Origin of the sequence: Photobacterium atrarenae, from assembly GCF_024380015.1 — a bacterium.
Classification (GTDB): domain Bacteria; phylum Pseudomonadota; class Gammaproteobacteria; order Enterobacterales; family Vibrionaceae; genus Photobacterium; species Photobacterium atrarenae.
Genome location: NZ_CP101508.1, coordinates 510,285 through 533,648, shown reverse-complemented (window position 1 = coordinate 533,648; position 23,364 = coordinate 510,285). Strand labels below are relative to the sequence as shown.

The 23,364-nt window shown below is 54.9% G+C and carries 19 protein-coding genes and 13 tRNA genes; 2 read left to right on the top strand and 30 right to left on the bottom strand.

Going from position 1 to position 23,364, the window contains the following annotated elements; all coding sequences use genetic code 11:
- Window positions 1-91 precede the first annotated feature (91 nt).
- The 5 genes from rplS to ffh all read right to left on the bottom strand — a co-directional run bounded on the left by rplS (window position 92) and on the right by ffh (window position 3,586).
- Window positions 92-442 carry a 50S ribosomal protein L19 gene (rplS, locus tag NNL38_RS02700; protein ID WP_255389528.1) on the bottom strand — a complete coding sequence of 117 codons (351 nt, stop codon included), beginning with the start codon at window positions 440-442 and terminating at the stop codon, window positions 92-94.
- A 36-nt stretch (window positions 443-478) separates the two neighbouring features.
- Window positions 479-1,225 (bottom strand): tRNA (guanosine(37)-N1)-methyltransferase TrmD, encoded by a 747-nt coding sequence (gene trmD / locus NNL38_RS02695; RefSeq protein WP_255389527.1) that lies wholly within the window; start codon window positions 1,223-1,225, stop codon window positions 479-481.
- Window positions 1,226-1,246: 21 nt separating this feature from the next.
- A complete protein-coding gene (gene rimM / locus NNL38_RS02690) occupies window positions 1,247-1,780 on the bottom strand; it encodes a ribosome maturation factor RimM (RefSeq protein ID WP_255389526.1) in 534 nt (177 codons plus the stop codon).
- 25 nt (window positions 1,781-1,805) lie between these two features.
- Complete coding sequence (gene rpsP / locus NNL38_RS02685; RefSeq protein ID WP_255389525.1) at window positions 1,806-2,054, bottom strand: 30S ribosomal protein S16; 249 nt, start codon at window positions 2,052-2,054, stop codon at window positions 1,806-1,808.
- Window positions 2,055-2,218: 164 nt separating this feature from the next.
- Window positions 2,219-3,586, bottom strand: coding sequence for a signal recognition particle protein (gene ffh / locus NNL38_RS02680; protein WP_255389523.1), 1,368 nt, complete (start codon window positions 3,584-3,586; stop codon window positions 2,219-2,221).
- Between the two features lie 211 nt (window positions 3,587-3,797).
- Here ffh and NNL38_RS02675 point away from each other — a divergent pair, with 211 nt between their 5' ends.
- Together NNL38_RS02675 and NNL38_RS02670 are read left to right on the top strand one after the other, a co-directional pair.
- Window positions 3,798-4,595, top strand: coding sequence for a cytochrome C assembly family protein (locus NNL38_RS02675; RefSeq protein WP_255389521.1), 798 nt, complete (start codon window positions 3,798-3,800; stop codon window positions 4,593-4,595).
- Between the two features lie 86 nt (window positions 4,596-4,681).
- Entirely contained in the window at window positions 4,682-5,965 is a 1,284-nt protein-coding gene (locus NNL38_RS02670) for an HlyC/CorC family transporter (protein ID WP_255389519.1), read from the top strand.
- A gap of 94 nt (window positions 5,966-6,059) precedes the next feature.
- Here the strand turns inward: NNL38_RS02670 and luxS are convergent, their stop codons facing one another.
- The 25 genes from luxS to alaS all read right to left on the bottom strand — a co-directional run bounded on the left by luxS (window position 6,060) and on the right by alaS (window position 23,229).
- Complete coding sequence (luxS, locus tag NNL38_RS02665; protein WP_255389517.1) at window positions 6,060-6,578, bottom strand: S-ribosylhomocysteine lyase; 519 nt, start codon at window positions 6,576-6,578, stop codon at window positions 6,060-6,062.
- Window positions 6,579-6,647: 69 nt separating this feature from the next.
- Complete coding sequence (locus tag NNL38_RS02660; protein ID WP_255389515.1) at window positions 6,648-7,259, bottom strand: transglycosylase SLT domain-containing protein; 612 nt, start codon at window positions 7,257-7,259, stop codon at window positions 6,648-6,650.
- A gap of 154 nt (window positions 7,260-7,413) precedes the next feature.
- Entirely contained in the window at window positions 7,414-8,979 is a 1,566-nt protein-coding gene (gene gshA / locus NNL38_RS02655) for a glutamate--cysteine ligase (protein ID WP_255390544.1), read from the bottom strand.
- A gap of 185 nt (window positions 8,980-9,164) precedes the next feature.
- Entirely contained in the window at window positions 9,165-12,023 is a 2,859-nt protein-coding gene (locus NNL38_RS02650) for a M16 family metallopeptidase (RefSeq protein WP_255389513.1), read from the bottom strand.
- A 14-nt stretch (window positions 12,024-12,037) separates the two neighbouring features.
- On the bottom strand, window positions 12,038-12,466 hold the full coding sequence (locus NNL38_RS02645; RefSeq protein WP_255389511.1) for a YqaA family protein: 429 nt from the start codon (window positions 12,464-12,466) through the stop codon (window positions 12,038-12,040).
- A gap of 60 nt (window positions 12,467-12,526) precedes the next feature.
- Window positions 12,527-13,504 (bottom strand): NADP-dependent oxidoreductase, encoded by a 978-nt coding sequence (locus NNL38_RS02640; RefSeq protein ID WP_255389509.1) that lies wholly within the window; start codon window positions 13,502-13,504, stop codon window positions 12,527-12,529.
- A gap of 108 nt (window positions 13,505-13,612) precedes the next feature.
- Window positions 13,613-14,743: a sodium ion-translocating decarboxylase subunit beta gene (locus NNL38_RS02635; protein WP_255389507.1), complete on the bottom strand. Its 1,131-nt coding sequence runs from the start codon at window positions 14,741-14,743 to the stop codon at window positions 13,613-13,615.
- A 9-nt stretch (window positions 14,744-14,752) separates the two neighbouring features.
- On the bottom strand, window positions 14,753-16,537 hold the full coding sequence (oadA, locus tag NNL38_RS02630) for a sodium-extruding oxaloacetate decarboxylase subunit alpha (protein WP_255389505.1): 1,785 nt from the start codon (window positions 16,535-16,537) through the stop codon (window positions 14,753-14,755).
- Between the two features lie 44 nt (window positions 16,538-16,581).
- On the bottom strand, window positions 16,582-16,833 hold the full coding sequence (locus tag NNL38_RS02625; protein ID WP_255389503.1) for an oxaloacetate decarboxylase subunit gamma: 252 nt from the start codon (window positions 16,831-16,833) through the stop codon (window positions 16,582-16,584).
- Window positions 16,834-17,293: 460 nt separating this feature from the next.
- Window positions 17,294-17,370: transfer RNA gene (locus NNL38_RS02620), tRNA-Arg, on the bottom strand.
- 48 nt (window positions 17,371-17,418) lie between these two features.
- A tRNA-Arg gene (locus NNL38_RS02615) sits at window positions 17,419-17,495 on the bottom strand.
- A gap of 49 nt (window positions 17,496-17,544) precedes the next feature.
- A tRNA-Arg gene (locus NNL38_RS02610) sits at window positions 17,545-17,621 on the bottom strand.
- A 46-nt stretch (window positions 17,622-17,667) separates the two neighbouring features.
- Window positions 17,668-17,744, bottom strand: a tRNA-Arg gene (locus tag NNL38_RS02605).
- Window positions 17,745-17,793: 49 nt separating this feature from the next.
- Window positions 17,794-17,870, bottom strand: a tRNA-Arg gene (locus tag NNL38_RS02600).
- Between the two features lie 93 nt (window positions 17,871-17,963).
- A tRNA-Arg gene (locus tag NNL38_RS02595) sits at window positions 17,964-18,040 on the bottom strand.
- A gap of 38 nt (window positions 18,041-18,078) precedes the next feature.
- Window positions 18,079-18,171: transfer RNA gene (locus tag NNL38_RS02590), tRNA-Ser, on the bottom strand.
- 11 nt (window positions 18,172-18,182) lie between these two features.
- A tRNA-Arg gene (locus NNL38_RS02585) sits at window positions 18,183-18,259 on the bottom strand.
- Between the two features lie 46 nt (window positions 18,260-18,305).
- Window positions 18,306-18,382 (bottom strand) — tRNA-Arg (locus NNL38_RS02580).
- A gap of 38 nt (window positions 18,383-18,420) precedes the next feature.
- Window positions 18,421-18,513: transfer RNA gene (locus NNL38_RS02575), tRNA-Ser, on the bottom strand.
- 11 nt (window positions 18,514-18,524) lie between these two features.
- Window positions 18,525-18,601: transfer RNA gene (locus NNL38_RS02570), tRNA-Arg, on the bottom strand.
- A gap of 46 nt (window positions 18,602-18,647) precedes the next feature.
- A tRNA-Arg gene (locus NNL38_RS02565) sits at window positions 18,648-18,724 on the bottom strand.
- Between the two features lie 26 nt (window positions 18,725-18,750).
- Window positions 18,751-18,843, bottom strand: a tRNA-Ser gene (locus NNL38_RS02560).
- Window positions 18,844-19,065: 222 nt separating this feature from the next.
- Window positions 19,066-19,263: a carbon storage regulator CsrA gene (csrA, locus tag NNL38_RS02555; RefSeq protein ID WP_036818084.1), complete on the bottom strand. Its 198-nt coding sequence runs from the start codon at window positions 19,261-19,263 to the stop codon at window positions 19,066-19,068.
- 86 nt (window positions 19,264-19,349) lie between these two features.
- Window positions 19,350-20,546 (bottom strand): aspartate kinase, encoded by a 1,197-nt coding sequence (locus NNL38_RS02550; protein ID WP_255389498.1) that lies wholly within the window; start codon window positions 20,544-20,546, stop codon window positions 19,350-19,352.
- Between the two features lie 58 nt (window positions 20,547-20,604).
- The gene (alaS, locus tag NNL38_RS02545) at window positions 20,605-23,229 is read right to left on the bottom strand and encodes an alanine--tRNA ligase (RefSeq protein ID WP_255389497.1); all 2,625 of its coding nucleotides are present in this window, start codon (window positions 23,227-23,229) and stop codon (window positions 20,605-20,607) included.
- Window positions 23,230-23,364 lie beyond the last annotated feature (135 nt).

The window sequence follows — 23,364 nt, the reverse complement described above, 5'->3', positions numbered from 1 at the left end:
TCAAAACAACGGCTTCGGGAAAAGGGATTGGGGAGTGGATAAAAAAAACCCGCCGGGTGGCGGGTTTTCTATAAACGTCTTACGCGACGAATTACTTAGCAAGCTTCTCTTTGATACGAGCCGCTTTACCAGAACGCTCACGCAGGTAGTACAGCTTGGCACGACGTACTGCACCGCGACGCTTAACAGTAATGCTGTCAACGATTGGAGAGTGAGTTTGGAACGCACGCTCAACGCCTTCACCGTTCGAGATTTTACGAACAGTGAACGCAGAATGTAGACCACGGTTACGCTTAGCGATTACAACGCCTTCGAAAGCCTGTAGACGCTCGCGGTTACCTTCTTTTACCTTAACCTGAACAACAACAGTGTCACCTGGTGCGAACGTTGGCAGGTCTTGTTTCATTTGCTCTTGCTCAAGAGCTTTGATGATATTACTCATTGGTATATACCCTAGAATAAACTGATACTAATAAAATTAATTACTTGCTTTGTGTTCACGGATAAATTCCGCCAGCAAGAATTCCTGATCGTCAGTCAGAGCTAGGTTTTCCAGGAGCTCTGGTCTTCTCAGCCAGGTTCGGCCCAGCGATTGTTTCAACCGCCAGCGGCTAATGTCCTTGTGGTTGCCAGACAGCAAGACCTGAGGGACTTCCTGCCCGTCCAACCTTTCAGGACGCGTATAATGCGGACAATCCAGCAGGCCATTGGCAAAAGAATCTTCTTCTGCCGACGCAAAGTCACCCAGTACGCCCGGTACAAACCGAACCACTGCATCAACCAACGTCATGGCCGGCAATTCACCGCCCGTTAGCACAAAATCCCCGATAGACCATTCTTCGTCTACCTCTTGTTGGATAATGCGCTCATCTACCCCTTCATAGCGGCCGCAGATCAGAATCAGATTCTCATTCTGCGCCAGCTCCTCAACACCCGCTTGATCCAGCTTACGGCCCTGAGGGGAGAGGTAAATAACTTTAGCCTGACCTTCGACAGATTGTTTGGCCGCGTGAATGGCATCGCGCAAAGGCTGCACCATCATCAACATGCCCGGTCCGCCGCCGTAAGGTCGATCATCGACCGTCCGGTGCTTGTCATGGGTAAAATCGCGGGGGTTCCACGTTTCTACCGACAAAAGGCCTTTCTTTACCGCCTGGCCTGTCACCCCAAAATTGGTAATGGCGTGAAACATGTCAGGAAACAGGCTAACAATGCCTACCTTCATTTGTTCACCTATTACCGGGGATTAAAATCCAGGATCCCAGTCAACTTCGATCCGCTGAGCAGTGCGATCAATCGACTTGATGACCTGCTCATCGAGGAACGGAATTAAACGTTCCTTTTGTCCGAAAGCATCTTTCAGGTTGGCCTTGACCACCAGTACGTCGTTGGATCCTGTTTCCAGGATGTCAGTGACTTTCCCCAGGTCGTAACCTTCGGTCGTGACCACTGTCATGCCATACAACTCGCGCCAGTAGAATTCTTCATCTGACAACGCTGGTAATTGGTCGGCCGGTATTGCCACTTCACAGTTAGTGAACATCTGAGCGTCCTCGCGGACCTCCAATCCCTCTAACTTCGCGACCATACCCTGACCATGGCGTTTCCACGACTCAACGCGGAACTCCTTCCACTCACCCTTGACTTTCACAAGCCACGGCTGATAGGAAAAAATGCTTTCTGACTGTTCTGTGTAGGAAAAAACTTTGAGCCAACCCTTGATACCGTAGGAGGCACCCAGTTTACCGACAACAACGTAGTCTTGGTTACTTGAACTCATCGTTTCTGCTACCAGACAGGGCTAATTAAGCCGCTTTAGCAGCGTCTTTGATTAGCTTAGCTGCGCGGTCAGATACAGTTGCACCTTGACCTACCCAGTGGTTAACACGGTCCAGGTCCAGACGCAGACGCTCTTCCTGACCTTTCGCTACTGGATTGAAGAAGCCAATTTTCTCAATGTTACGACCGTCGCGAGCAGCGCGAGAGTCAGCAACAACGATGTGATAGAATGGACGCTTTTTAGCGCCGTGACGTGCCAAACGAATGGTTACCATATCGTCCTCTTTGCATTACTGTAAATTAAAGTGGCCCCGCTAAATTAACGGGGCCCGTGCCAAATTAAGCTCGGGAATTTTACTCCGAAAACTGACGAATGCAACCGCTTTAGCTAAATTTTCACCAGCAAACGTAAAATATCCCTGAGCAGATAAAGAAAGCCTTAACGGCCCGGGAACATCCCGCCGCCCGGCATCATGCCCTTCATATTGCGCATCATGTTCTTCATTCCGCCCTTCTGCATCTTTTTCATCATCTTCTGCATCTGGGTAAACTGCTTCAGCAGACGGTTCACATCCTGCACCTGAGTACCAGAGCCGAGGGCAATCCGTTTCTTGCGCGAGCCCTTGATCAGCTCAGGTCGCTCACGCTCTCCCGGTGTCATCGAGTTAATGATAGCTTCCATCTGCACGAACTGTTTGTCATCCACTTGGTCTTTGACATTGTCCGGCAGTTGCGACATGCCCGGCAGCTTGTCCAGCATGCCCATCATGCCGCCCATCTTTTTCATCTGCTGCAACTGACTGCGGAAATCTTCCAGATCGAAACCTTTCTTCTCTTTGAATTTCTTCGCCAGCTGTTCCGCTTGGTCTTTATCGACGTTGCGTTCCAGATCTTCGATCAGCGACAGCACATCACCCATGCCGAGGATACGGGAAGCGACCCGATCCGGATGGAACGGCTCCAGGGCATCGGTTTTCTCACCCACACCAAGGAACTTGATCGGCTTGCCGGTGATATGGCGCACCGACAGCGCGGCACCGCCGCGGGCATCACCGTCGACCTTGGTCAGCACCACACCGGTCAGCGGCAGCGCTTCGTCAAAGGCCTTGGCGGTATTCGCCGCATCCTGACCCGTCATCGCATCGACCACGAACAGGGTTTCAACCGGGTTGAGCGCCTGATGGACGTCTTTAATTTCGTCCATCATTTCGCTGTCAACATGAAGGCGACCCGCGGTATCGACAATCAGGACATCAAAGAACTTGCGTTTGGCATGATCCACCGCCGCGTTGGCAATATCGACCGGCTTCTGGTCCGGACTTGACGGGAAGAACTCAATGCCGATATCGCCCGCCAGGGTTTCCAGCTGCTTGATCGCCGCCGGACGGTAGACGTCGGCAGACACCACCAGCACCTTCTTCTTCTGGCGCTCTTTGAGCAATTTACCCAGCTTACCGACACTGGTGGTTTTACCGGCACCCTGCAAACCGGCCATCAGGATCACCGCCGGTGGCTGGCTGGCCAGGTTCAGATCTTCATTGGACTCACCCATGACCTGCTCAAGCTCAGCCTGAACAATCTTAATGAACTCCTGCCCCGGGGTCAGGCTTTTGGAAACTTCCGTCCCAACCGCACGCTCTTTCACGCGCTTGACGAAATCACGGACAACAGGAAGCGCAACATCGGCTTCGAGTAACGCCATACGTACTTCACGCAGCGTATCCTTGATGTTGTCGTCCGTCAGGCGACCGCGGCCGCTGATATTCTTGAGCGTTCGCGATAAACGCTCCGATAAATTTTCGAACATGTGCTACTCGCTCGTTACGCAACTAAATCTGCAAGATCTTGTGAGTATACCGCATTCCGCTGCCTGCTTTCATGTTCTGGCGGCGACTTTACTTTCAGTTCAACTGCGAACTGAGTTCTTCGCCACAGATTCCGGCCGCCATTACATTGGCGGCGAGACATTGAGCAGGTATAATTGCGGGTTCAAATCACCTTAACTTGTTCAGTCGACTATGGATATGTTGATAGCCTTCATGGCTGCTTGCTTATATTTACTCGCCCTGGGGCTGGTTGTTCCTGGGTTGACCAACAGTAACGGCATCAAAACCAAACCGGTCTTCATGACTGCGCTGGCTGCGATTGCCTTGCATATCCTGTTGCTGAAAGACCTGATCCACGGCGATGTTGGCCAGAACTTAAGTATTCTCAACGTCGCCTCACTGATCAGCCTGATCATCGCCCTGCTGACCACGGTTGCCATCTTGCGGATCAGAGTCTGGTTTCTGCTGCCGGTGGTCTACAGCTTCGCCGCCATCAACCTGTCCGCGGCCACCTTGCTTCCGGGCTCGTTTATTACCCACCTGGAAGCACACCCGCAGGTGCTGCTGCATATCTCCCTGGCGCTGTTCTCCTACTCCACGCTGATGATTGCTACGCTGTATGCGGTGCAGCTGGCCTGGCTCGATCACAAACTAAAAAAGAAAAAGAGCCTGATGATCAACCCCAACATTCCCCCTTTAATGATGGTGGAACGACAACTTTTCAAGATCATTTTGGTCGGAAATTCGCTCCTGACGCTCACCCTGATCACCGGTTTTATCTTCATTCAGGATATGCTGGCGCAAGGAAAGCTGCACAAGGCCGTTCTGTCCCTGCTCGCCTGGTGCGTCTACAGCGTCCTGCTGTGGGGCCACTACCAGAAAGGCTGGCGCGGGCGCCGGGTGATCTGGTTCAGCCTGGTCGGGGCTTTCCTGTTGACACTGGCCTACTTCGGGAGCCGGTTTGTCAAAGAGATCATCATCGGTATCTGATGCCGATGATGAAGCCATCTTTGGTTTGACACCCACCCACTCCGGGTACACATTATTTGTAACAGAAACGTTAAGGGCATAACTTTTTGGACGATATATCCACGGGAGTCTTATTCTCCCTCCTGATATTACTTCTCGTCATTTCCGGATACTTCTCCGGTTCTGAAACCGGCATGATGTCACTCAACCGCTATAAGCTGCGGCATCTTGCCAACCAAGGACACCGGGGGGCCAAGCGCGTTGAAAAGCTGCTGGGGCGACCGGATCGCCTGATCGGCCTGATCCTGATCGGCAACAACCTGGTTAACATTCTGGCATCGGCCATTGCTACTATCCTCGGGATGCGGCTCTACGGCGACATGGGGGTCGCAATCGCCACCGGTGCACTGACCCTGGTGGTATTGGTATTTGCCGAGGTGACCCCGAAAACCCTGGCCGCCCTCTACCCGGAACGCGTGTCCTACACCAGCAGTATCGTGCTGCAATTTCTGATGCGGATCCTCTACCCGCTGGTCTGGCTGGTCAACGGGATCACCAACGGTTTCCTGCGTCTGGTCGGCCTGAAGGTCGATGCCTTAGACGATGCCAAGCTCAGCTCGGATGAACTCCGGACGGTGGTGAACGAAGCCGGCGGCCTGATCCCGCGCCGCCACCAGGACATGCTGCTGTCGATCCTCGATCTGGAAAATGTTACGGTCGAAGATCTCATGGTCCCGCGCAGCGATATTGCTGGGATCAACATCAATGATGACTGGAAATCCATCGTCCGCCAGCTCAGCCACTCCGCCCACGGACGGATTGTGCTGTACCGCGACAACATTGACGAAGTGGTCGGCATGCTGCGAGTACGCGAAGCCTACCGCCTGATGATGGACAAGAACGATTTCAGTAAAGCCAACCTGCTCCGGGCGGCCGATGAGGTCTACTTCATCCCGGAAGGCACCCCGCTCAATATCCAGTTGCTGAAGTTCCAGCGTAATAAAGAACGGATCGGACTGATTGTCGATGAATACGGCGACATCCAGGGCCTGATCACCCTGGAGGATATCCTTGAGGAGATTGTCGGTGAGTTTACCACCTCGATCACCCCGACCCTGGCCGAAGAGATCACCCCGCAGGCCGACGGCAGCCTGATGATTGAAGGCACCGCCAATATCCGCGATCTTAACAAGAGCCTGAACTGGGATCTGCCCACGGATGGCCCGCGCACCCTCAATGGCCTGATCCTTGAACACCTCGAAGACATTCCGGACTGCCGCCTGAGTATTGAAGTTGGTGGCCACCAGATGGAAATCGTCGAAGTCTCGGACAACATGATCAAGCTGGTCAAGGTACTGGCCCCCCCGGCGAAAAAAAGCCGGGTCGCCTGATCACCTGCCATGAAAAAGCCGGCATTCACCGGCTTTTTTAATTTCACATTCCAGATGCACTCCGAGGGAGATAGCCCCCAAAAGCGCGACTCCGTTACTTCACATTCAGCTTCTGCAGCATGGATTCCGGCAACGCCAGCTCTTCATTCTGGTTCACATCAATGCCCTGGACCAGAATATGCTTGGCAATATCCTTCGCATCTTCCAGCGAGTGCATCATATAGGTACCACACTGGTATTCATTCAACTCTGGGATTTGGTCCTGAGAGGCCACGTTCAAGACATCTTCCATCGCCGCCCGCCAGCTCTCAGCCACCTGCTGCTCGCTCGGCGTACCAATCAGGCTCATATAAAAGCCGGTCCGGCAACCCATCGGCGAAATATCAATAATTTCCACCTGCTCAGAGTTCAAATGATCACGCATAAAGCCGGCAAAAAGGTGCTCCAGAGTGTGAATGCCCCGTTCCCCCAAGATGTCTGCATTCGGGCGGCAGAAGCGCAAATCAAACACAGTAATGGTATCGCCCTTCGGCGTTTGCATGGTTTTGGCCACCCGGACCGCCGGTGCGTGCATGCGGGTGTGGTCGACCGTAAAACTATCGAGTAATGGCATTGCTTCCTTCTCCTTTGCCCTTCGTGATTCTGCTCTCTCCATAGCTTAGCTGTTCCTGTGCTTATTGGCTCAGAACGGCCACCAGCTACGGTTCTCTTCCAATTCCTGTCGGCATTGCTTCAGTTGCCAGCCATAATCCTTGGCCTGTTGCTCAACCCGGCGCGACACCTTCATCACCCCCGGCTTCGCGCGATAACTGCCGCGCCGGTAGCCGCCCCGACCTTCATGGTAAGCCAGGTACTGGTTATAGACATCCCACTTGGAGACGCCCAGCTGACGCTGAGTTTCATGAGTATACCAGCCGACAAACATCAGCGAATCTGAAAAATTGGTGCGTGAGCCCCCATTGCCGGTTGCCTTCTGGTAGTCCTCCCAAGCCGGATCCTGAGCCTGGGCATAGCCGTAAGCACTGCTGATCCGCCCCCAGGGGATGAACCCCAGCAGATAGTCCTTCGGTGGCCGGGCGTCATGACGAAAGCTGCTTTCCTGCTTGATAAAGGCCATCGCCACCTGAATGGGGGTGCCCCATGCTTCCTGCATGTCCAGCCCGGCTTCATACCAGTCGGGCTGCTCGCGGAAGATATGACATAAGTTTGACTGGTCTTTCGGCGGCGGCGTGGCACAGCCGGTTAACACCATCACCAGTCCACCGCCCAATACGGTCCGTCTCAAAAAACGCATATTTTCGTCCCCAGCGGGAACCAAACAGCAATTCGGCGGTCAGAATTTATGACTGGCAGCCGTGCTGTCGTCATCCCTGCGAAATTCATTACCGGGCAGCAAGGCAGCTGCCCTTTTTTTTTGCAGCCAAAGCTTCGGGCTCAGGCCACTTGTGTTATTTCAGATAATCGAAGTACGCCTCAAGAAAAGCGTCGAACGACTGGGTGTCGCTCTGCTCAACCTGCTGCTGCTTGGCATGTGATGCAGCCGCTTCCTGCTCAAACGCCTGCTCTGCGTAAAACTGATAATCACGGGTTTTGAGCGCATCTGCATGTGATGCGGCCAGCACCTTGCCGACTTTACCAATTCCGTCTTGCTGCTTGATCTGCGCCAGCAGCTGCGCCGACAGCGTCAGATCCGGGTTTTCCACCCAGGTTTTCAGCCGAGCAACAGTCTGCTGGTAATGATCGCTGCCAGCGGCCTGATCCATCACCTCGGCCACTTGGCCCAGCTCAGCAAACACCCGCAGCCCCCAAGACTGCAGTGACAGGCGCTCCCCGTTGCAACCAATTTTCAGTTGCAGATCCGGATTACGACCATCCAGCACCACCCGGTTCCAGTTATCGCGCCAGCATGCCAATTCGGCATCATCCATTGGATCCGACGGTGACAGCACAGCCCAGGTCAGGAACAGATCGAGGAAACGCACCTGATCTTCCGTAATCCCGATCGGACTGAACGGATTAACATCCAGCGAGCGAACTTCAATATACTCCACCCCGCCCCGGCTCAGAGCTTCGGACGGTTTCTCGCCCGACTGCGCCACGCGTTTCGGTCGGATCGGGGCATACAGCTCATTCTCAATTTGCAGTACATTGGCATTGAGCTGACGGTATTCACCCTCAACCTTGACACCAATCTTGGCAAATTCTTCCGATGGGGTGCGGATCGCGCGTTGCAAGCCTTTCAGGTATTGCTCCAGGCTGTTAAAGCCAATTTTCAGCGAACTTTGCTCATGGTTGGTATACCCCAGATCGCTCAGGCGCAATGCTGTTGCATTAGGCAGAAAATAAGTGCCACAGCCGACTTTTTCAAAATTCAGGGCTGAGCCGCTGTTGTCCAGGAACGAGCCACACAGCGCCGGCGATGCGCCGAACAGGTAGGGGATCAGCCAACCGAAGCGGTAGTAGTTGCGGATCAGGCCAAAGTAGGCATCTGACACTGCGGCCTGGCGTGCTTCAGCCGTCTGCTCGCCAAACAGTTGATCCCAGAATGCATCCGGAAAAGAAAAGTTGAAATGAACGCCCGAGATCACCTGCATAATACTGCCGTAGCGGTGCTTGAGTCCCTGACGGTACAGGGTTTTCATCCGGCCGTTATTCGAGCTGCCATACTGGGCCAGCGTAATATCATCTTCACTGCCGACAAAACACGGCATCGACATCGGCCACAGCGTTTCCTCGCCCAGCTTACTGTAAGTAAACTGATGGATATCACTCAGTTGCGTCAGTAAGTTGTCCACATCACGCGATACCGGGGTAATGAATTCCAGCAGCGACTCTGCAAAATCGGTCGTTACCCATTGGTTGGTGAGCGCCGAGCCTAATCCAGCCGGGTGTGGCTGTGCAGACAATGTTCCTTCCGGGGTGATTCGTAGCGCTTCGCGTTCCAGGCCACGCCCTATCTGAGTCAGTGCATCAGGATTCGCGGAAATCTGTTGCAACCTTTGTGAAAAATCCATCAAGGCCATTCTCGATCTTTTACTGAGTGAAGTGAGGTAGAGTAATCATTATTTTTGCCGATTACCATGATTATTCATACGAAACAGTTTTACTGGCCAGAAACAATCCTCATCGTCCGCAAAGGCCCGGTCAAGTATCGCGGGAACATAAAAAGCCGGCGTATAAACGCCGGCTTGCCCGTCGGTTAGCCGCGCGGTTGCAGCGCTTTGACCGGGATCCCCAGCGTTTCCAGCTGCGGCCGCAGGGATGCAGCATCCCCCACCACGATGATCTGGTAATCCGCCGGGTCGAACCATTTCGCGGCCAGCTGATCCAGCCGGGCTTTGGTAATGGTCGCGACAATCTCATTGCGCTCGGCAACAAAGTCCTGTGGCAGCGCGTAGGTCAGGATCTGCCCCAGCAGCTGCGCTTTCTTACCCGGGGTTTCATAGTTGAGCGCATCTTTTTGCCCGACCGCCAGGCGCATAAAGGCAACTTCATCTGCCGTGACCCCCTGCTGGCTCATGGCTTCGAGCTCGCGCAGGAACTCCTTTACCGAGGCCAGGGTGGCGTCCGCCCGAACCTGGGCATAAAACGCAGACATGCCGACCTCTTTACCGCCGCTTTGAAAGCCGCCGGCTCCGTAGGTATAACCCTTATCTTCCCGTAGGTTGAGGTTAATCCGGCTGTTGAAGTTACCGGCCAGGTTAAAGTTCGCCAGCTGCGTTTCAAACAACTCTCCGGTGGCATCAAACGGCAACCCCTGGCGCACCAGGCGGATCATGCTTTGCGGTGCCCCCGGTTTGTCGACCAGCCAGATCGCCTGACGATCCAGGGTTGGCAGCGTTTGCGGCGTATATTCCGGCTTCGGCATACCGGACCATTGTGCCAGGAAATCCAGCTGCTCCGTAAGCGCTTGCGCCTGGATATCCCCGACCACCACAAGATCGGTGCCGTTCGGGGTGTAATAACGCTGATAGAAGGCTTGGACATCATTCAGAGTAATCCCCTTCACCGAGGCTGTGGTCCCTTCCGGCGGTAAGCTGAAAGACGTGCCGCCAAACAACACTTCACGCGAAGCCTGACCCGCTAACCAAGACGGTTTCTGGTGTTCATAAACAATCCCCTCCAGCGCCTGTTGTTTCACCCGGGCAAAATCATCCGGATTGAACGCCGGGGCAAATAGCCGCTCTTCGAGGATGGTCAGGGTTTCCGCCAGATTTTTCTTCAGTGACGACACCGATACCACGGTGCCGTACAAACCGGCATCAAAGTGAATTGTGCTGCCCAGGCGATCAAGACGTGAGGACAGCTCTTCCACACTCGATTTCTGACTGGCCTCGTTCATCATCGCTGCCGTCAGGCTCGCCAGCCCGGCCTTGCCGGCCGGCTCAAACCGACGCCCGGCAGGCACCATCATTTGTAGCTCGACCGTCGGGGTTTCCTGATAGTGAGTCCCCAGCACCTTGATCCCGTTGGCCAGTTCGAACTCATACAGCTTCGGCATCACTGGTTGCACCGGGGACGACGGCTCCGGCATCACAGAGCGATCAAAGTCATCTTTGGCTTCTCGCAACACCAGTTGTTCATCACTGACTTTCCGGTGCTCGGCAATGATCCGCGGCGCCGGTTGATAGTTCGGCTTGGCTGCCTGGATCGCAGTCCGCCCCTGCGGCACCACGCTGAGTGTCACGCTCGGGTTGCCGTTGAGATGACGCTGATATACTTGTTCGACACTGGCCGGAGTCACCGCACGCAGGTTATCCAGCTCCACGCCCAGATAATTCGGGTTGTCGAAGAAGGTTTCATAGGCTGCCAGCTGCGAGACCTTGCCGCGTACACTCTGCAGACCAAATATCGCGTCAGCTTCAACCATACCCTTGATATCATCCAGCTCTTTGGCATTCACGCCGCGCTGCTCCAGCCCCTCAAGTATCCGCATCACCTTGGCGCGTAGTGACTTCAGATCGCCCTTTTCCCCGCTCTGGGCCATGGCATAAACATAGAAGGTACACGCCAGCTCCGCGCAATCATGGAATGCCCCGGCATCGTTCACCTCACCGGTTTTGACCAAATCCTGATACAGCAAGCTGTTCTTGCCGCCGCCAACCACCTGGGCCAGCATATCCAGCGACGCTTCATCCTCGGCCCCCAGGTACGAGGTGGGCCAGGCCATCAGCAGCATCGGCTGCTGGATCTTATCTTCCAATGTCAGGTAGCGATCATACTCAAGCGTCACCGACCGTGGTTGCGGCTTATCAACTTGCGGGCCACGCGGAATCGAGCCGAAATACTTGTTGACCCAGGCCAGCGTCTGCTCCACATCCAGATCACCGCCAATGGTCAGCGTGGCATTGTTCGGGCCGTACCAGCGCAGGAAGAAGGCTTTCAGATCATTGACATCAACACGGTCGAGATCTTCAACATAGCCAATCGTCTGCCAGGAATAAGGGTGGGTACGTGGGAACAGTGCTTCGCCCATCCGCTCGTAAACCAAGCCGTAAGGGCGGTTCTCATAGCGCTGTGCGCGCTCGTTTTTCACGGTCGAGCGCTGGATCTCAAATTTGCGTTGGGAGACGGCGTTGAGCAAAAAACCCATCCGATCAGACTCCAGCCACAGCATTTTTTCCAGCTGGTTGGACGGCACAGTTTCAAAATAGTTGGTCCGATCCCGGTTGGTGGTGCCGTTCAGCGTACCGCCGGCTTCGGTGATCAACCGGAAATGCTCCTGATCGCCGACGTTTTCCGACCCCTGAAACATCATATGTTCAAAGAAATGTGCAAAGCCGGATTTCCCCAGTTCTTCACGCGCCGAACCGACATGGTAGGTCACGTCAACATGGACCAGCGGATCGGAGTTATCTTCGTGCAGGATCACCGTCAGTCCGTTCTCCAGCATGTATTTACGATACGGGATCACCGGCCGGGCCTGATCATCCGTATCCGTCACCTGTTCAACAAATGTCACCCCACCCGGTAATGCGGGGCTCTTGTCCTGCGTCGCCTCAAGGGCCGAGCACCCCGCAAGAGAAAGCAAAGCGACACCTAGAATCCACTTTTGCACGTAAGCATTCCTTATCATAAACCTTGGACAACCAGCGCCAGCAGCAGATAGCGCACGGCTTTGCCCACAAAAATCAGTACCAGGCTCAAGTCGTGGCGCATGCGCAGCCAGCCCGCAGCCAGACATAACGGATCCCCAATCACGGGTAACCAGCTGAACAGCAACGACCAATAGCCGTACTTTTTCAGCCATTGCAAAGCTTTATGACCGTTTTTCTCCTCAGAAGTTTTATCTGGCAGCCATCTTCCCAGCCAGTAATTGATCATCCCGCCCAGGGTATTGCCCACCGTAGCCACGATCACCAGCAGCCAGGCGGGCTGCTCCCCCAGCTTCAAGGCTGCTACCAGGCTGGCTTCCGAACCGCCGGGAAGCAGGGTTGCACTGAGCAGGCCGGTCGAGAACAGCACCCAAAGGGCTGAGCTGCCTTGAAATAACTCTAGCATTGAAATGCCCGGCACAAGATCACTTGCTTTCGGCGGAGCCGGGCCGAGCCCGGACAACCGTTACGCATCACCACCTACCGCCAGCACAATTTTGCCCCGGGTATGGCCGCTTTCAATCGCCTGGTGGGCCGTCGCGCCGTCCACCAGCGGGTATACAGCGTCGATATGCAAACGCAAGGTTCCGGCAGCCAGCATGGCCATCATCGCATCGTTCTGCATCACCGATGGCGTGACCAGCATCCCCTCGGCCAGCAACCCGCGCTGACGCGCCTGCTTGCAGACTTGCTCGGCGGTGATCGTCGGCACCGTCACCACCCGGCCACCGGCTTTGACACAACCGAGTGCACCGATACCAACATCGCCGCCCATCAGGTCAATCAACACATCCGCATCCTTGAGCTGCACATCCAACGGCCCTTGCCGGTAGTCGAGCGCTGTCGCTCCAAGCTGGCGCACAAAATCGGCATTGCCTGCCGAGCAACTGGCAAAAACCTTGGCACCGCGCGCAACAGCCAGCTGAATGGCAAGATGCCCCACGCCGCCGGCACCCGCCAGCACCAACACCTGATCGCCGGCGTTCACCGCCGCTTTCTCCAGTGCCTGCCAGGCCGTTTGTCCGGCCAGCGGCAAAGCTGCCGCCTGACGCAAAGGTACCGATGCCGGCACCAGGCTCAGCTGCTCCGCCGGAACCGCAACGTACTCGCTATAGCCGCCCCCCTGGAGCGGAAAGCCGATAAAACCCGACACCCGATCGCCAGCCGACCATCGGCCCGCAGCCTCACAACTAGCCACCACTTCGCCGGCGATGTCATAGCCCGGTACCCAGGGCAGCTTGTCCTTATTCTGCGCCGCTGCCCAACCTAGGCCCGCCCGGGTTTTGGCATCGATCGGATTGACCCCGGCATACACCACCTTCACTAAGACCTGATCATCCAAAAGCGCCAGATCGTCGGCCAACGCCGGTAACGGCTGAGTTTGCATCGCCAACACGGCAGGCTCGCCAAAACGGGTGATCGCCAGTTGCTGATAGGTTGTCATATTCACCTTTCCTTATGGTTCTGAATCTCTGCATCATATCAAACTGACCATAAAAAAACGGGCAGCCTGTGGCTACCCGTTTTTGATGGTTCTCCGAGATTTTTCGCGCTACCCCACCAGGGCGAGCAAAATACCAGCCGCAACCGCAGAGCCCAGGACCCCGGCCACGTTCGGACCCATGGCATGCATCAGCAGGAAGTTATGCGGGTTGGCTTCCAGGCCGACCTTGTTCACCACCCGGGCCGCCATCGGCACCGCCGACACCCCGGCCGCGCCGATCAACGGGTTGATCGCTTCTTTGCTGTAGCGGTTGAGCAGCTTGGCCATCAGTACCCCCCCGCCAGTCCCGACGCTAAACGCAACAGCACCCAGCACCAGGATCCCCAGGGTTTCGAACTGGAGGAACTTATCCGCTTCCAGCTTAGAGCCGACCCCCAGTCCCAGCATGATGGTGACAATATTGATCAGCTCGTTCTGCACCGTGTTGGACAAGCGCTCCACAACACCGGACTCGCGCATCAGGTTGCCCAGGCAGAACATCCCGACCAACGGCGTGGCCGACGGCAGAAACAGGATCGTCATCAGCAGCACGGCCAGCGGGAACAGCACCTTTTCAGTTTTGCTGACGTGGCGCAGCTGCTCCATCTGGATCATCCGCTCTTCCGGTGTCGTCAGGGCTTTCATGATCGGCGGCTGGATGATCGGCACCAGAGCCATGTAGCTGTATGCCGCTACCGCAATCGCCCCAAGCAGATCCGGGGACAACCGGCTGGCAAGGAAAATCGCCGTCGGGCCATCCGCGCCACCGATAATGGCGATCGACGAGGCATCCGCCAGACTAAACTCCATTCCCGGCACCAGATTCAGCAAAATCGCGCCGAACAGGGTGAAGAAGATCCCGAACTGGGCCGCCGCGCCCAGGAGCAACGTTTTAGGGTTCGCAATCAGGGCACCGAAGTCGGTCATCGCTCCCACACCCATGAAGATCAGCAGCGGGAAGACCCCGGTTTCAATCCCGACATGGTAGATGTAGTACAGCAACCCGCCCGGCTCGGTAAATCCGGCATTGGGAATATTCGCCAGAATTGCGCCAAAGCCCATCGGCAACAACAGCAGGGGCTCAAACCCCTTGCGAATCGCCAGAAACAGCAGACCTGCGCCCACCAGGATCATCACCAGCTGGCCGAACTCAAAGTTGGCGATCCCGGTTTCTAACCAAAGTTTCAATAAACCTTCCATGGTTTCCTCTTATGCCAAACTCAGGATCGGAGAGCCGACCGCCACGGAGTCACCTTCTTTCACATGCAAGTCCTGGACAACCCCGTTGCGGGCGGCGCGAACTTCGGTTTCCATTTTCATCGCTTCCAGGATCACCAGCACGTCGCCTTCCGACACCGAGTGGCCCGGCTGGACATTGATTTTGAAGATATTGCCGGCCAGTGGCGCCGCAACCGGCTCAGCCGACGTCGTCGCCGGGGCAGCTGCCGGTTGTGCAGCCTGTGCAGCTGGCTCAACCGAAGACAACTCACCGCCCGGTCCCACTTCCACGTTGTAGACCTGACCGTTCACACGCACGCTGTAAGCTTCGACCCCACCGCTTGCAACAGGCGCTGCTGCCGGTTGCGCAGGTGTGGCTTCCGGCTCAGTCCCAGGCGCCGGCTCAAAGGCTTCCGGGTTGTTGCGGTTTTTAAGGAAATTCAGTCCCACCTGCGGGAACAGGGCATAAGTCAGGACATCATCAATCGATTCATCGGCCAGGGTGATCCCGTCCGCCTTGGCTTTTGCTGTCAGCTCTTCGGTCAGGCTGGAAAGTTCATCATCGAGCAAATCTGCCGGACGGCAGTTAATTGGCTCCGCCCCATCCAGAACCCGGGCCTGAAGCTCGGCGTTCACCGGCGCAGGCGCCGCACCGTATTCTCCTTTCAGAACACCCGCAGTTTCCTTACTGATGCTCTTGTATCGCTCACCCGTCAGTACATTCAGTACCGCCTGAGTGCCCACGATCTGCGACGTCGGGGTCACCAGCGGGATAAAGCCCAAATCTTCCCGCACCCGTGGGATCTCTTCCAGCACTTCGTCAAAGCGATCGGCCGCCCCCTGCTCTTTGAGCTGGCTTTCCATATTGGTCAGCATACCGCCCGGCACCTGGGCCAGTAGAATACGGGCATCCACCCCTTTCAGGCTGCCTTCAAATTGCGCGTATTTCTTGCGCACATCCCGGAAGTAACCGGCAATCGGCTCCAACTGCTGGAGATCAAGCTTGGTATCGCGCTCAGTGCCTTCCAGCATCGCGACAACAGTTTCCGTCGGGGTGTGGCCGTAGGTCTGGCTCATCGACGAAATCGCGGTATCAAGAATATCCAATCCGGCCTCGACGGCTTTCACCGCCGTTGCGGTCGACAGACCGGTCGTGGCATGACAATGCAAAGCCAGCGGCACATCACAGGAGGCTTTGATCCGCTTCACCAGCTCTTCGGCCTCATACGGCTTGAGCAAGCCGGACATATCCTTGATACAGATCGAATGACAGCCGAGATCTTCGAGGCGTTTGGCCAGATCGGTCCAGGTGTCTAAATTGTGCACCGGGCTGGTGGTGTAAGAAATCGTTCCCTGGGCGTGGGCACCGACATCCACGGCAGCTTTCACCGCACGCTCGAAGTTGCGGACATCATTCATCGCATCGAAAATGCGGAACACATCCATCCCGTTGGCATGGGCACGTTCGACGAACTTCTCGACCACGTCATCGGCATAGTGACGGTAACCCAGCAAGTTCTGCCCTCGCAGCAGCATCTGCATCGGGGTTTTGGGCATCGCTTGTTTCAATGCCCGCAGGCGCTCCCACGGATCTTCCCCTAGATAACGGATACAGGCATCAAACGTTGCCCCGCCCCAGGTTTCCAGAGACCAGTAGCCGACGTTATCAAGCTGCTCGGCGATCGGCAGCATATCTTCGAGACGTAAACGGGTAGCAAATAGAGACTGATGGGCGTCACGTAACACCACGTCAGTGATCGCTAAAGACTTGGACATGCTCACAAACTCCTTGTAATTAAAATTATCCGACAACCTTGATATCAGCGGTGACGCTGTCGGTACTGATGTACCGCAGCGGTGATGGCAGCAACCACATCGGCCTGTACCCCGCCTTGGGGATTGGCCGCGGCCGGGCTAGGCTGCGGAGCAGATGCCATCTGGTCATCTTTGGGGGCTACTTTGGCGAGCAGCTGCACGAGAAAGATAAGGGTACTGAGAAAGGCAAACACAACCACCATCCCGGTGAGCATGATTGTCGCCGCCTCCCACAGCAGATTATTTAAATCTGCCATTATTGATTCCTTTCATAGCGAGTGTTTGGCTGGCTAAGAATTAACACGGGTGGCTGAAATATGTCAAATTGATTCACAATTTAAGCGCCATTATCTGCATTTAACCTCAATTTATCCTGATTTAGCAGCAATTTTTTAACAAAGTTTCCAATTAGACATAACAGGTTGAATTTTAAACACTCACAGTGCCTGATTAAACCTGGGGGATTGGAGGACGCTTCAAGGCAGCATACGGGCGCAATCGCGCTGACTGTGGCCAACAAGCCAGACAAACCACTGGGGATTCACCGTTATTTAGCGTTTCATAACAAGATGATAACTCGTCATGTCATTCATGCAATCAGTCGCTCGATGATAGATCATCTCGTTACTTCATATAGCAAAATGAACCACTTCGACCAATTGTCAGGAAAAAGGCAAGAAATAAAAAAGCCCGGCCAATGGCCGGGCTTTGAGAAAATGGCGCGCTCGGGAGGATTCGAACCTCCGACCGCCTGGTTCGTAGCCAGGTACTCTATCCAGCTGAGCTACGAGCGCACACTTAATCTTGAAGGAATGCAACGTGATCACGCTGCAAAGTCGTGATGGCGCGTCCGGGAGGATTCGAACCTCCGACCGCCTGGTTCGTAGCCAGGTACTCTATCCAGCTGAGCTACGGACGCGCAGGCTTTTCGATATCGCAATGCAATATCAGGTCTGTGACCTTAATGATGGCGCGCTCGGGAGGATTCGAACCTCCGACCGCCTGGTTCGTAGCCAGGTACTCTATCCAGCTGAGCTACGAGCGCACGCTTTATTCGTGTTCTGCACCGCCTTAGGCGTTGCAATAAAAAATGGCGCGTCCGGGAGGATTCGAACCTCCGACCGCCTGGTTCGTAGCCAGGTACTCTATCCAGCTGAGCTACGGACGCGCAGGCTTTCGATATCGCAGTTGCAATATCAGGTCTGTGACCTTAATCATGGCGCGCTCGGGAGGATTCGAACCTCCGACCGCCTGGTTCGTAGCCAGGTACTCTATCCAGCTGAGCTACGAGCGCGCAGATATTGTTGCATTTGGTCAGGAAAAGCCTAACCCCAATGTTGAAACAACATCGGTATTAAGTAACAGTCCGTTGATACTTAAAGGGAAATGGCGCGTCCGGGAGGATTCGAACCTCCGACCGCCTGGTTCGTAGCCAGGTACTCTATCCAGCTGAGCTACGGACGCGCAGGGTTTCTTTCTCAAGAAAGACTTGAAGAGAAGAATGGCGGTGAAGGAGGGATTCGAACCCTCGATACGGCTACAAACCGTATACTCCCTTAGCAGGGGAGCGCCTTCAGCCTCTCGGCCACCTCACCACACTAAATAATGGCGCGCTCGGGAGGATTCGAACCTCCGACCGCCTGGTTCGTAGCCAGGTACTCTATCCAGCTGAGCTACGAGCGCACGCTTTATTCGTGTTCTGCACCGCCTTAGGCGTTGCAATAAAAAATGGCGCGTCCGGGAGGATTCGAACCTCCGACCGCCTGGTTCGTAGCCAGGTACTCTATCCAGCTGAGCTACGGACGCGCAGGGTTTCTTTCTCAAGCATGACTTGGAGAGAAGAATGGCGGTGAAGGAGGGATTCGAACCCTCGATACGGCTACAAACCGTATACTCCCTTAGCAGGGGAGCGCCTTCAGCCTCTCGGCCACCTCACCACACTAAATAATGGCGCGCTCGGGAGGATTCGAACCTCCGACCGCCTGGTTCGTAGCCAGGTACTCTATCCAGCTGAGCTACGAGCGCACGCTTTATTCGTGTTTTGCACCGCTTTAGGCGTTGCAATAAAAAATGGCGCGTCCGGGAGGATTCGAACCTCCGACCGCCTGGTTCGTAGCCAGGTACTCTATCCAGCTGAGCTACGGACGCGCAATGCAGGCCATTCATAAAATGAATGGCGGTGAAGGAGGGATTCGAACCCTCGATACGGCTACAAACCGTATACTCCCTTAGCAGGGGAGCGCCTTCAGCCTCTCGGCCACCTCACCGTCTTGCGGGGGCTCATATTACTGCCACCCCAAAATAAGTCAAACACTTTATTGTCAAAAAGTAACATTGCCGACGCAGATGGATACTTAATAGCCAACCCGGCAATATATCCAACGTCACTGTGCCGTATCACATTTGATTTCAATAAAATATCACCACAAGCGTGAGGGCCTGTGTGCAGGAAATATAAAAAAGGCCAGCCTAAGCCGACCTTTTTTGCATCAGTAGTTACCGGATCCTTGTGAACCCGTTTCTTTTTCTGCCTGAATACGCATGTAGATTTCTTCACGGTGCACAGAAACTTCTTTTGGTGCGTTTACACCAATGCGAACCTGATTCCCTTTTACACCCAGAACAGTAACGGTTACTTCGTCACCAATCATTAGCGTCTCACCTACGCGACGTGTCAAAATAAGCATTCATGTGCTCCTTGAGTCATCTCAGTTTTATAAGCGTTTAATGTTTATTATCCAACAATATCTACGAATTCGTAAATATTCACTGCTCAAGAAACAGCGAGAAGCGGTCGATTATCCAGACTTTCGGTCTCGACCACAAACCTTTTATGGACAATATTGACAGCCAACTGTTGATCACTATCGCTCACCAGCAGGGAAAGGCAATGCGTCGAACACGTATGTTGCTGCACCTGGATTCCGGCTTTCGCCAGCACAGCGCACACCGGTTCGACCAGAGCTGCGACCCCATTACCGACCAACGACAGGGTCGCCACGCCGGCGAGCGGTCGCATTTTTCCTGCCAGCACCAGCTCCAGACGGGCCAGCTGCTCATTGGCTGTCACTAATTGTGTTGTATTTGCCGTCGTGGGCTGACACCAGCACGACACGCCAAACAGGTTGAGCTGATCTTGCAGCTCAGCTATCGGTAAGGCCACCTCCAGCTGCGTTTGCTGGCTTTTCAGCGCCACACCGACGACCTCAGCTGAAACATGAGAATCAAAGCTAACCAGCGTCCCGTCACCATCTTCAAATGAAGACAGTACCCTCAACGGGACACCGTTTTCTCTCGCATGCTCAACTGATTGTAATTGTAGCACTTTCGCGCCATTTCGTGCCATGGACGTCATATCATCAAAATGGATGACGTCCAGTCGACGGGCTTCGGGCTCAATTCGTGGATCGCAGGTATAAACCCCGTCCACGTCGGTAAAGATCTGACATTCATTTGCGTGTAAAGCGCCTGCCAGTGCAACGGCCGTGGTATCGGAACCACCGCGCCCCAGAGTCGTGATCTCCCTTTCATCACTCATGCCTTGAAAGCCAGCTACGATCACAACTTTATCTTGTGCCAGTAACTGTTGAATAGGACGAGGGTCAATATGGGTGATGCTCGCATCATTGAACATACTGTCCGTTTCGATGCCAGCCTGCCAACCAGTCAGTGACACGGCGGGTTGTCCCATCTTATTCAACATCATCGCGAGTAAAGCCATAGAGACTTGTTCACCCGCTGACAAGAGAACATCAAGTTCTCGCGCTGCAGGCACAGCATCAACTTGCTGTGCAAGGCCCAGGAGACGATTGGTCTCACCAGACATGGCCGAAACAACTACAACAAGTTGGTGGCCTTCAGTTTTAGCTTTCATGACCCGTTTGGCAACCGCCTCAATCCGCTCAATCGAACCGACTGATGTTCCACCAAACTTTTGCACTATTAGCGATTCACGCGCAATCTGCGTCACTTTACTTCACCTTCCTGGGGCTTGTACCCCGTTGCTAAACATCTCGGTAAAGAGCGCCCTAGAGGCGCTCTGCGATCCATGCCTGTGCCGATTCAAGCGCAGCCGGAAGCGCTGATACATCAGAGCCCCCTGCCTGTGCCATATCCGGACGGCCGCCGCCTTTACCCCCGACTTGCTGGGCGACCATGTTGACCAGTTCACCAGCTTTAACTTTACCGGTCAGGTCTTTGGTCACCCCAGCAATTAATCCGACTTTGTCACCACTGGCATTGCCCAGTACCACAATGCCGCTACCCAGTTGGTTTTTCAGCTCGTCAACCATACCACGCAGGGCTTTGTTGTCCGCACCATCGAGCTTGGCAACCAGTACTTTCACGCCGTTGATATCCTGCGCCTGGTTGATCAGACCGGCACTTTCCTGCGCCGCCAGTTTATCTTTCAACTGCTGGATCTCTTTTTCCAGCTGCTTGTTCTGGGCAACCAGAGCGCCCACTTTCGTCACGACAGAAGCGCTGTCAGATTTCACCAAGCCGGCAGTTTCTGACAACAGGGCTTCCTGGGCATGCAGCGCTTCAATTGCCGCTGCACCGGTCACCGCTTCGATTCGACGGATCCCTGCGGCAATCCCACCTTCCGAAACAATCTTGAACAGGCCGATATCCCCGGTGTTGCTGGCGTGAATACCACCACACAGTTCCGTCGAGAAGTCTCCCATGCTCAGCACACGCACTTCATCGTCGTATTTCTCGCCAAACAGCGCCATCGCGCCTTTCTGCTTGGCCGCTTCAATATCCATCAGCTCGGTTTCAATGGCATGATTTAAACGGATCTGCTCATTGACCACACGTTCAATCTCACGCAGCTGCGCCGGCGTCACCGCTTCCAGGTTCGAGAAGTCAAAGCGCAGGCCATCCGGTTTCACCAGCGAGCCTTTCTGGGTCACATGCTCGCCCAGCAGGTTGCGCAGTGCTGCATGGAGCAGGTGCGTCGCGGAGTGGTTCAGGCTGATCGCCGCGCGGCGCTCAGCATCGACCTGAGCCATCACCTGCTCGCCCACTTGCAGGCTTCCCTCACTCAGGGTGCCCTGGTGACCAATCGCGCCACCAAATTTCTGTGTATCCGTCACGCTGAACAGCCCACCGGACGCCTTCAGGCTCCCGGTATCCCCGCACTGACCGCCGGATTCAGCGTAGAATGGGGTATTATCCAGCACCACCAAGGCAGCTTCGCCAGCCTGGATTGACTCGACCGCCTCACCATCGCGGTACAGGGCAATCACTTTCCCTTCGCCTTGCGTGCCGGTATAACCGCAGAACTCAGTATTGGCGTCGACTTTAATCGCGTCATTGTAATCTACGCCGAACTGACCAGCTTCGCGGGCTCGCTGACGCTGAGCTTCCATCGCATTGTTGAAGCCTTCCTCGTCAATCGAAAAGCCGCGCTCGCGGGCTACATCATTAGTCAGATCCGCCGGAAAGCCGTAGGTGTCGTACAGCTTAAATACGGTTTCGCCATCCAGCTCTTTGCCGTCAAGGTTATCCAGCGCTTCGTTCAGAATTGTCATCCCGCGGTCAAGAGTCCGGCCGAAGTTCTCTTCCTCGATCTTCAGTACCTTCTCAACCATCGCCTGCTGTTTCTTCAGCTCTGCACCCGCGGTCCCCATGATCTCGGCCAATGGACCCACCAGCTTGTAGAAGAACGCCCCTTTCGCGCCCAGCTTGTTACCATGACGTACCGCACGGCGAATGATCCGGCGCAGGACATAACCACGCCCTTCGTTCGACGGCATTACCCCGTCAACCACCAGATAGGCACAAGAGCGGATATGGTCTGCAACCACACGCAGCGACTGGTTGGACAAATCATCATGGCCAATCACCGAAGCCGCTTCTTTGATCAGGGTCTGGAAGATATCAATCTCGTAGTTGGAGTGAACGCCCTGCATGATCGCAGCAATCCGCTCAATGCCCATTCCGGTATCCACCGACGGCTTCGGCAGCGGCTCCATGGTGCCGTCGGCCTGACGGTTAAACTGCATGAAGACGTTGTTCCAGATCTCGATGAAACGGTCACCGTCTTCTTCCGGCGTCCCCGGACGGCCACCCCAAATGTGCTCACCGTGGTCGTAAAAGATTTCAGTACACGGACCACAAGGACCGGTATCACCCATCTGCCAGAAGTTATCGGACTCGTATGGCTTGCCACCTTGCTTGTCGCCGATGCGAACAATGCGATCGGCCGGGATACCGACTTCTTTGTTCCAGATCTCGAATGCTTCGTCATCGGTCTCATACACGGTGACCAGCAGGCGATCTTGCGGCAGTTTCAGGGTTTCGGTCAGAAACTCCCAGGCGTACTTGATCGCATCTTGCTTGAAATAATCGCCAAAACTGAAGTTGCCCAGCATTTCAAAGAAGGTATGGTGACGAGCGGTAAAGCCGACATTTTCCAGGTCATTGTGCTTACCACCGGCACGAACACAGCGCTGGGCCGTGGTGGCTCGCGTGTAGCTGCGCTTTTCCAGGCCGAGGAAAGTGTCTTTAAATTGGTTCATACCTGCGTTGGTAAACAACAATGTCGGGTCATTAGCAGGTACAAGAGAAGAGCTGTCTACGATCTGGTGACCTTTGCTCTCAAAAAACGCAAGAAACGCACGGCGAATCTCATCAGTGCTCATGTACATGGGAAAATCCTGAATAAATACTTTTATAAATACTGAATAGCCGCTTCAGAGCAGCCAGGCGACCTGTCACCCACAATCCCGCGCCATATCACGGGATCCATACGCTGGTCAGGTTCTAAAATAAAATCTTTGCCG

Excerpts from the sequence above, each read along its gene's own strand:
- rpsP (WP_255389525.1), bottom strand. The coding sequence starts at position 2,054 with ATGGTAACCATTCGTTTGGCACGTCACGGCGCTAAAAAGCGTCCATTC.
- NNL38_RS02660 (WP_255389515.1), bottom strand. The coding sequence starts at position 7,259 with ATGCGTTTTTTGAGACGGACCGTATTGGGCGGTGGACTGGTGATGGTG.
- alaS (WP_255389497.1), bottom strand. The coding sequence starts at position 23,229 with ATGTACATGAGCACTGATGAGATTCGCCGTGCGTTTCTTGCGTTTTTT.
- NNL38_RS02635 (WP_255389507.1), bottom strand. The coding sequence starts at position 14,743 with ATGGAAGGTTTATTGAAACTTTGGTTAGAAACCGGGATCGCCAACTTT.
- csrA (WP_036818084.1), bottom strand. The coding sequence starts at position 19,263 with ATGCTTATTTTGACACGTCGCGTAGGTGAGACGCTAATGATTGGTGAC.
- rplS (WP_255389528.1), bottom strand. The coding sequence starts at position 442 with ATGAGTAATATCATCAAAGCTCTTGAGCAAGAGCAAATGAAACAAGAC.
- NNL38_RS02675 (WP_255389521.1), top strand. The coding sequence starts at position 3,798 with ATGGATATGTTGATAGCCTTCATGGCTGCTTGCTTATATTTACTCGCC.
- ffh (WP_255389523.1), bottom strand. The coding sequence starts at position 3,586 with ATGTTCGAAAATTTATCGGAGCGTTTATCGCGAACGCTCAAGAATATC.
- NNL38_RS02645 (WP_255389511.1), bottom strand. The coding sequence starts at position 12,466 with ATGCTAGAGTTATTTCAAGGCAGCTCAGCCCTTTGGGTGCTGTTCTCG.
- luxS (WP_255389517.1), bottom strand. The coding sequence starts at position 6,578 with ATGCCATTACTCGATAGTTTTACGGTCGACCACACCCGCATGCACGCA.
- gshA (WP_255390544.1), bottom strand. The coding sequence starts at position 8,979 with ATGGATTTTTCACAAAGGTTGCAACAGATTTCCGCGAATCCTGATGCA.
- rimM (WP_255389526.1), bottom strand. The coding sequence starts at position 1,780 with ATGAGTTCAAGTAACCAAGACTACGTTGTTGTCGGTAAACTGGGTGCC.
- trmD (WP_255389527.1), bottom strand. The coding sequence starts at position 1,225 with ATGAAGGTAGGCATTGTTAGCCTGTTTCCTGACATGTTTCACGCCATT.
- oadA (WP_255389505.1), bottom strand. The coding sequence starts at position 16,537 with ATGTCCAAGTCTTTAGCGATCACTGACGTGGTGTTACGTGACGCCCAT.
- NNL38_RS02640 (WP_255389509.1), bottom strand. The coding sequence starts at position 13,504 with ATGACAACCTATCAGCAACTGGCGATCACCCGTTTTGGCGAGCCTGCC.
- NNL38_RS02625 (WP_255389503.1), bottom strand. The coding sequence starts at position 16,833 with ATGGCAGATTTAAATAATCTGCTGTGGGAGGCGGCGACAATCATGCTC.